Raw genomic sequence first — 8,343 nt, 5'->3', positions numbered from 1 at the left:
CTTTTAGCCCCTTAGCTTATCGAGCAAGTTGCTTGCCATAACAGCTTCATCTGGACTAAGGTTTTCGAAGCGGGCAAATAATTCGGGAAATCTAGTATCTACCTCCTGTAGCTTCTCTACTCCTTTCTCTGTAATCCGCACCTCAATCATGCGGCGGTTACTTTGGCAGATATCGCGTGTTACATAGCTTTTCTCGATTAGCTTATCAATCAGGCGGGTAACGTTAGAGTTACGATCTACCATGCGGTTTTGAATATCACCGAAACATACTGGCTCAGGGTGCTGCCCACGCAGAATAGCCAGAACGTTATGCTGCTGTAGCGTAAGGCCCAACTCCTTAAAGAACGGCGTCATTTGTTGGTTAAGCCAGTTGTTTGTAAACAACAGATTCGCCATCAAACGACGGTAATCGTTTTTGAATTCCTTCTGGTGTATTTCGTCTTCTATTCGCATAGGTTTGTTCAGGCTGCAAAAATATACTTAATATTTGTATATACAATAGTTGCAGGTGTAAGGTTGCAGAATGAGGTGAAGGGGGCAAGGTTTGCCTGCTTCATTTCCTTTTAAAGCTACACAACTATAAAAAGATAAAGCGCAGAGTTCTAGGCTCTGCGCTCTAAGCTATTATCCATTTTACGTTTTAATTTTTGCTTGCTGGTATTAGTCCCAGTAAGTCATTTTATTTTGTACCTGCCCATCAGCGGCAAGCACTACTTTCTGCTCTGTGTTGTTCTTCTCCAGGTCAACCTGGTAGAAAAGGGTTCCGTCTTTCTCTACTACCTCGGCATCATCGATCCTGTATGCAGCATAGTTTTGGCTTATGGACATTTTTACTGGCTCTGGTAGCTCTGTTGCGACTATGTCGCGTTTTTGCAGCAGTATTTCTCCAGATGCACTCAACAAAGCACTGTGTTCAACTGTGTTAATGTCAAAATCAGCTTCGTAGTCGGCTGCTTTTTTCTCCCACTCAAGATCCGTAGCATTTGGAAAAGCTTTTGCCAAAGCTGCTGTTACTTCAGTAGGTACCTTATCTGGTGCTATGTCCTGCTCGTCATTATCACAGGCAACTAAAGAGCTGCTCGCGCAGAGTAAGGCAAAGAATAGGGGCTTCATAGAGTTAAGTTTTAAGTGCTACCATAAATTATAAGCCAAAACTAGAACCCAAACCTGAAGCAAATTTGAAGTACACGCAGTAAAGCGGAAATTTCTTAAATAAAAAGGGAGGCCTCATACTGTGGCCTCCCTTTTATGTCTCCTAACTGCGTATACTTTAAACTTCAGCCTCTGCCAATTTTTCTTTTTTCTCAGCTTTATATAGTATAGTTGAGCAGTTGGTCGGGCGAAGTACTTCTTTTGCGCATCGTTGAATGTCAGCAGGCGTAACCGCTTGTACGCGTTCGCCTTCCTGGTTGATGAGGTCAGCATCGCCAAGTAATTTGCTGTAGGCCAGGTTCATGGCACGATTCAGTAGTTCTATCTCTGAGAACAGGATGCTGGTTTCCGCCTGGTTTTTTACCTTGTTAAGCTCTTCCTCGTTTACCGGGGTGTCAATCATCTCCTGCACAATAGTTTCCACAGCGGCATTTGCCACTTGCAAATCCACTCCCTCGTTTAGCTTACCTTGTATAATCAACAGGCCAGGCTCGATATTACCTGACACAGACGCAGCAACAGAGTTGAACAGTTTCTGCTCCGTTACCAGGCGCTCATACAAGCGGCTTGATTTGCCACGACCCAAAATATCACTGATCAGGTCTACTGCATGATAGTCTGGTTGCTCACGACCTGGCATATGATAAGCTTTGTAAAGGGCACTGAGTGGTACGTCGGCAGAAACCTCTAATGTGCGTGCTTCTGTTTGCTTCGGCTCCTTGGTTAGCTGGCGCTCATACTTTTCGCCTGCAGGTATAGGGCCGAACCATTTCTCCGTCAGCTCCTTTGCCCGATCAAATGTAACATTGCCTGCCACAACAAGTATGGCGTTGCTTGGTGAGTAGTGCTTGCGGAAGAATGCCTTTACGATATCCATCGTGGCTTCTTCTATATGCGAAATCTCTTTCCCGATAGTGGCCCATTTGTAAGAATGCTCCTTATAAGCCAACGGGCGTAGCTTCAGCCACACATCTCCGTAGGGCTGGTTCAGGTAGTTTTGCTTAAACTCCTCTACCACCACCTTGCGCTGCACCTCTAAGCCATTCTCGCTAAAAGCCAGCTCCAGCATGCGGTCTGACTCCAGCCAAAAGCCGGTTTCTATGTTCTGCGCCGGCAGCGAAAGGTAATAATTAGTAACGTCGGGGCTGGTAAAGGCATTGTTCTCGCCACCAACACGCTGTAGTGGCTCATCATAGGAAGGAATATTCTTAGACCCGCTAAACATCAAGTGCTCAAACAAATGAGCAAAGCCAGTATGGGCCTCTTCTTCATCGCGTGAGCCTACATCATATAGTATATTCAATACGGCCATCGGCGAAGTATGGTCTTCATGCACAATCACACGCAAACCATTATCAAGGGTAAATTCTTTGAATTCTATCATATTTATGAGACGTTAGATGCTAGATGTTAGACATTAGATAGTGAGTAGCCAACCAGGTTTTAACCGGCGCCTTAAATGCAGTACAAACAATTTTAGGGAAAAGTCTTACGTCTAAAATCTAACGTCTAGTATCTAAAATAAAAGCAAATGTATAAATTAGTGGCATAAGTTTCAGAAGGAACGCCATTAGTTTAACTTGCCAAACTATAACAAGGTTTTTAGAAATTAGGATGAACTATAACCGCAAAGAATATACCGAAGACGAGCTGATAAGCCTATACCGCGCCATACTTAAGCCACGCATGATAGAAGAACGGATGCTGGTGCTGCTGCGGCAGGGCAAAGTAACCAAGTGGTTTTCAGGCATTGGCCAGGAAGCGATCTCTGTAGGTTCTGCCATGGCACTCGATCAGGACGAGTATATCCTGCCCTTGCATCGCAACCTGGGCGTGTTCACGAGCCGAGAGGTGCCATTAGATCGCCTGTTTGCACAGTTTCAGGGCAAAACACTGGGCTTTACGAAAGGCCGTGACCGCTCTTTTCACTTCGGCACGAACGAGCACCACATTGTAGGTATGATCTCGCACCTGGGCCCGCAACTGGCTGTGGCAGATGGTATTGCCTTAGCTGACTTGTTGGAGAAGAAAGAGAAGGTAACGCTGGTTTTTAGTGGTGATGGCGGAGCAAGTGAGGGTGACTTCCATGAAGCCTTGAACGTGGCCGCTGTATGGGGGCTTCCGGTTATTTTTATGATTGAGAATAACGGCTATGGCCTGTCCACGCCAAGCAATGAGCAGTTTAAGTTCAAGCACTTCATTGATAAAGGACCGGCTTACGGCATAGATACCCTCCAGATAGACGGCAACAATATTCTTGAAGTACACGATACTGTGCGCCAGGCTGCGGCAAGTATACGCAAGAACCCACGGCCAATGCTTATAGAGGCTATTACGTTTAGGATGCGTGGGCACGAAGAAGCCAGCGGCACCAAGTATGTGCCACAGGAGCTGTTTGAAAAATGGGCAAAGAAAGACCCTGTAGAGAATTTTGAGCGCTACCTGCTGGATGACCTGGTGCTGACGCAGAAAACCATGGACACCATCAAAGAGGAGCTGAAAGCGGAGATTGAAGAAGGGCTTCAGAAAGCTTTTGCAGAGCCTATGCCAGAAGTAAACCGTGAGCAGGAGCTGGAAGATATGTACCAGCCATTTACGCAGGAGCTGGTGCAGCCCGCATCGGAAGCAAAAACAGAACGTCGCTTTGTAGATGCCATCTCGGATGCGCTGCGCCAAAGTATGGAGCGCTACCCAGAGCTCGTGCTGATGGGGCAGGACATTGCCGAGTACGGCGGTGTGTTTAAAGTAACGGAGGGATTTGTGGAAAGCTTTGGCAAAGACCGGGTTCGTAATACTCCGCTATGCGAGTCTGCTATACTTGGGGTGGGTTTAGGCCTATCGGTGCGTAAGCAGAAAAGTATGGTAGAGATGCAATTCGCAGACTTTGTGAGTGCAGGCTTTAGCCAGATTGTAAACAACCTGGCGAAGAGCCACTACCGCTGGGGCCAGAATGCCGATGTGGTAGTGCGTATGCCAACTGGTGCAGGCTCAGCAGCTGGTCCGTTCCACTCGCAGAGCAACGAGGCCTGGTTCTTCCATACGCCAGGTTTAAAGGTTGTATATCCATCGTCGCCCTACGATGCCAAAGGTCTGTTAAATGCCGCCATCGAAGACCCTAACCCGGTAATGTACTTTGAGCACAAGATGCTGTACCGTTCTATATCACAGGAGATTCCAGACGACTACTATACAGTTGAAATAGGCAAAGCTAAAACGGTGGCAGAAGGGTCTGACCTTACCGTCATCACCTATGGGATGGGCGTGCATTGGGCAAAGCAGCTGCAGCAGGATTTAAGCAACGCAAGTATAGAAATTCTGGACTTACGCACTTTGCTGCCTTGGGATAAAGAAGCTGTGCGTGCCGCTGTAGAGAAAACAGGTCGTGTTATTATACTTCATGAAGATACCATGACAGGAGGAATAGGCGGCGAGATAGCAGCCTGGATTAGTGAGCATTGCTTTGAACTACTGGATGCTCCTGTGGCTAGAGTGGCCAGCTTGGATACGGCTGTACCGTTTGCACCACCACTAGAGCAAGAATTCCTTCCGAAGCAGCGCCTGCGCCAGAAGGCAGAGCTGATGCTGAACTACTAATCAAGTAAGCACAAATCATACCTATAGGTTTGTCTGAGCCAAAGGGCATCGATTTGTGCTTATTTTATTGTATATTAAAATTTAACAATACATTTGCCGCATGTATAAACTTCGTCCTTACCTCTTTCTGTTCTCTTGTCTACTGCTCCTTTCTGCGGCAAGCTGCCAGCGCAAGGGAATTCCCTGTCCAAAGCCAACGAGTAAAAAGACCTCTAAAGTAAAAGGTGCGGATGGACTGGAAGCCATCAGGGTTAATATGGACAAGAACGGTCGTGTAAAAAAACGCAATTGATTTACACCGAGAAACCACTTTCTACAGAATCAGTATAAGAACGATGACTAAGGTTTGTGCTAAAGATCTGTCTTGTCTCAGGGGTATTACATGTTTAATAGGCCTGTTGCTGCTTTTGCTGATAGGCACGCCGGGTTATAGCCAGGTTAATTATCAAGCAGAAGAAAACCATGAGCAGAAGCTAAAGCAGTCCTTGAAAGACGCTGCAAAAGTTGATGCAGTTACTTATAAAGACACACACCTTAATACCAGCGCTTATACTTATAAAAAAGGAGTAGCTGGCCGCAAGCGCCTTCGCAACGAAGAACGCGAACAGTATCAATTTGATACCAATGGTGAGCCGGTAAAAAGAAAAGGCCTCTTCAAAAAGAAAAAGAAGTATAGGCAGCGTGGCAGAAACAAACGTTCAAACTAAAGAAGAGAAAGGATCAGATATATGAATTGGCATCCGCTAACCAGTGTAGAGCAGTTAAACGAAGTAATAGAAGAATCTAAGAGTAAGCCTGTGGTGATATTTAAGCACAGCACGTCCTGCTCTATCAGTGCAACCGCCAAAAGCAGGTTAGAACGCAAGTGGGATGATGCAGACTTAAACGATGTAAAAGCTTACTACCTTGACCTGCTAAAGTACCGCTCGGTTTCTAATGAAATTGCTGAAGTGCTGGAGGTACACCATGAGTCGCCACAGTTGCTGCTGGTAAAAGACGGCCAGTGCACGTATGAAGCATCACACTTGGGCATAAGCGTAGATGAGCTAAAGAGCCAGGTAACGGCATAGCAGCTTGTGCTGCCACGCCGCTCTTGGTGTAGTATCTTAGTATTGGAAATTAACAGTCTGTTTAATGTCGGGGTGAAGGCTTAACGCTACCGGGCAAGTATGGGCTGCATTTTCCAGCATAGATTTTTCTTTGTCAGAGTACGTTTTACCGGCTGGCATCGTAAAATTAAGTATTATCTCACCTATGCGGCGTGGTTCGGCAGACATGATTTTAGTAATCTCTATCTCCATGCCCTCAATATCTATGTTGCTGCGGTTGGCCACTATGCCCATAATGGTCATCATGCAGGAGCCAAGAGCGGCACTTACAAGATCGGTAGGAGAGAAAGCCTCGCCTTTTCCATTGTTGTCGACAGGGGCATCGGTTATAATGCTGTTGCCAGATGCAAGGTGCTGAGCAGTAGTGCGTAGATTGCCGCTGTAAGTGCTTTTTATTGTTGCCATTCGTATAGTATCCAGAGTTTGATTTATACGTAAAGTTAAGTACTTTTAAACAATATGAAATGCCCTGGCCTGTGATAAGAATACTACCTTTTCTGCTATTATCAATAATGTTGCTGGCTACTCCTGCCTTTGCACAGTACGACGAGGATGAAAGCTTCCGGAATGAGCTTAGCTACGGTATTAATTTTAACTCGAACGGGGGCTTGATAGGAGGGGTGTTTATTCGCTCTACGTTTTTCATGAGTGAGCGCATGTATCAGTTTGGCGCTATCGAGATTGTAGAAGTAAAACATCCGAAAGAAGAGCATTACATTGCCGCACTTGGAGAGCCCTACGTGTATGGCAAAAAGAATTATTTTTTTGCTATCCGGCCCCAGTACGGCCGCGAACTCGTGCTATTCCGCAAGGCCGCTGAATCCGGTGTACAGGTAAACGCTGTCGGAGCTATTGGCCCATCTATAGGTTTAGAGATTCCCTATTACATCGACTATAATTTTGGAGGCAACGGTACCGACATCAGAACGGTGCCTTATGATGAGAAAATTCACTCTATAGATTATATTCTGGGCAGTGATACCGTTTTTCGTGGCTTGGGAGAGGCAAGCATTAAACCAGGCCTGCATGGTAAAGCAGGACTCAGCTTTGAGTACGGCCGTTACCGCGAAAGTATTGCAGGTATAGAAGTTGGCGTGGCAGCAGAATACTTTCCCAGCAAGCCAGTAATTATCCCTTTATCCAAAAATAACAATCTCTTTACCTCTGTGTATTTAAACCTGTACTACGGTAGCCGTAAGTAGTTCCTGTTTCAGAACATTTAGCAAGGCCTGTTTGTTAGGGATACGAGTTGGGCATGGGCACATTTTTGGTCTATGGCTAAACTCTTAACCTATAACTTCCTATCTTTGCACTATGGATGAAATGATGACACTTCCGGTTATTCAGCCTAATGCCAAGCCCGAGGGGCTTAATGCGCTAGGCCAGCCACGCAAGCCAAACTGGCTGCGGGTAAAGCTACCGGTTGGGAAGGAGTACGCCAAAGTAAGAAGTATCGTAGACGAATATAAGCTGCACACTATCTGTGAAAGCGGAAATTGCCCTAACATGGGCGAGTGCTGGGGAGCAGGTACAGCTACGTTCATGATCTTAGGTAATGTGTGTACCCGCAGTTGCTCTTTTTGCGCTGTGGCCACAGGCCGCCCGAACGAGTATGACGAAGACGAACCTCGCCGTGTGGCTGAGGCCATTCAGTTGATGGGTGTAAAACATGCTGTACTTACCTCTGTAAACCGCGACGAGCTAAAAGACCGTGGTGCTGCTATCTGGCACGAAACGGTAAAACAGGTAAAGATAATGTCGCCAACCACTACCATTGAAACTCTTATTCCGGATGTGAAAGCCAATTGGGAGGCCCTGATCACCATGATCTCTCCTGGCCAGGAAGTGGTTTCGCATAACATGGAAACGGTTAAAGAGCTTTACCGTCGTGTGCGCCCACAGGCTAAGTACGATCGCTCACTGGAGCAGATCCGCCGCACTAAGGAGTATGGTCAGCGTACTAAAACAGGTATTATGCTTGGCTTGGGCGAAACAAGAGAGCAGGTTTACCAGGCAATGGATGATTTAGCTGCCAACGGATGTGATATACTTACACTGGGGCAGTACCTACAGCCAACCAAAATGCACTTAGAGGTGGCTGAGTTTATTCACCCCGACCTTTTTGACCACTACCGTGAGGAAGGCTTAAGCCGTGGATTGAAGTATGTGGAGTCTGGCCCATTGGTGCGTTCTTCGTATCATGCAGAAAGACATGTAAACGTGTAAACATTAAATTCTTTTATTTAAGGAAGCCCCTGTTGCGCAAGTATGCAACAGGGGCTTTCTTTTGTACATTTTCTGAAGAATTTCTAAATATTCAGCTTAGGGTTTATTTGAGAAAAATTATATATATTTTTGACAATAACGGTTTTAAATAGCCATATGAATAACTTGTTCTGCATCACAAACTACAGCTAGGTTAGGATTGTGAGTAACAACAATTATTTGCCTTCTTTTTTTTGCTTCTTTAATAAAGTGAACTAAATAT

General features: G+C 45.9%; 9 protein-coding genes. 5 read left to right on the top strand and 4 right to left on the bottom strand.

Features of this window, described 5'->3' with window-relative positions; genetic code table 11:
- Positions 1 to 3: 3 nt before the first annotated feature.
- From ACFQ2O_RS17825 to ACFQ2O_RS17815, 3 genes are all read right to left on the bottom strand, one after another.
- Entirely contained in the window at positions 4 to 453 is a 450-nt protein-coding gene (locus ACFQ2O_RS17825; protein ID WP_377530986.1) for a MarR family winged helix-turn-helix transcriptional regulator, read from the bottom strand.
- A gap of 207 nt (positions 454 to 660) precedes the next feature.
- Positions 661 to 1,113, bottom strand: a complete 453-nt coding sequence (locus ACFQ2O_RS17820; RefSeq protein WP_377530982.1) for a PepSY-like domain-containing protein — start codon at positions 1,111 to 1,113, stop codon at positions 661 to 663.
- A gap of 157 nt (positions 1,114 to 1,270) precedes the next feature.
- Positions 1,271 to 2,536 carry a M16 family metallopeptidase gene (locus ACFQ2O_RS17815; protein ID WP_377530979.1) on the bottom strand — a complete coding sequence of 422 codons (1,266 nt, stop codon included), beginning with the start codon at positions 2,534 to 2,536 and terminating at the stop codon, positions 1,271 to 1,273.
- Between the two features lie 230 nt (positions 2,537 to 2,766).
- Here ACFQ2O_RS17815 and ACFQ2O_RS17810 point away from each other — a divergent pair, with 230 nt between their 5' ends.
- From ACFQ2O_RS17810 to ytxJ, 3 genes are all read left to right on the top strand, one after another.
- The gene (locus ACFQ2O_RS17810) at positions 2,767 to 4,746 is read left to right on the top strand and encodes an alpha-ketoacid dehydrogenase subunit alpha/beta (RefSeq protein WP_377530977.1); all 1,980 of its coding nucleotides are present in this window, start codon (positions 2,767 to 2,769) and stop codon (positions 4,744 to 4,746) included.
- 398 nt (positions 4,747 to 5,144) lie between these two features.
- Positions 5,145 to 5,453, top strand: coding sequence for a hypothetical protein (locus ACFQ2O_RS17805; protein WP_377530973.1), 309 nt, complete (start codon positions 5,145 to 5,147; stop codon positions 5,451 to 5,453).
- 21 nt (positions 5,454 to 5,474) lie between these two features.
- A complete protein-coding gene (ytxJ, locus tag ACFQ2O_RS17800) occupies positions 5,475 to 5,816 on the top strand; it encodes a bacillithiol system redox-active protein YtxJ (RefSeq protein WP_377530970.1) in 342 nt (113 codons plus the stop codon).
- 36 nt (positions 5,817 to 5,852) lie between these two features.
- Here ytxJ and ACFQ2O_RS17795 read toward each other — a convergent pair whose 3' ends face one another.
- Positions 5,853 to 6,260, bottom strand: coding sequence for an OsmC family protein (locus tag ACFQ2O_RS17795; RefSeq protein ID WP_377530966.1), 408 nt, complete (start codon positions 6,258 to 6,260; stop codon positions 5,853 to 5,855).
- A 71-nt stretch (positions 6,261 to 6,331) separates the two neighbouring features.
- Here ACFQ2O_RS17795 and ACFQ2O_RS17790 point away from each other — a divergent pair, with 71 nt between their 5' ends.
- Both ACFQ2O_RS17790 and lipA read left to right on the top strand, forming a co-directional pair.
- Positions 6,332 to 7,057, top strand: coding sequence for a hypothetical protein (locus ACFQ2O_RS17790; protein ID WP_377530961.1), 726 nt, complete (start codon positions 6,332 to 6,334; stop codon positions 7,055 to 7,057).
- Between the two features lie 121 nt (positions 7,058 to 7,178).
- On the top strand, positions 7,179 to 8,081 hold the full coding sequence (lipA, locus tag ACFQ2O_RS17785; RefSeq protein WP_377530988.1) for a lipoyl synthase: 903 nt from the start codon (positions 7,179 to 7,181) through the stop codon (positions 8,079 to 8,081).
- Positions 8,082 to 8,343 lie beyond the last annotated feature (262 nt).

Origin of the sequence: Pontibacter rugosus (assembly GCF_042678745.1) — a bacterium.
Classification (GTDB): Bacteria; Bacteroidota; Bacteroidia; order Cytophagales; family Hymenobacteraceae; genus Pontibacter; species Pontibacter rugosus.
This window is presented reverse-complemented; position numbering and strand designations above follow the sequence as displayed.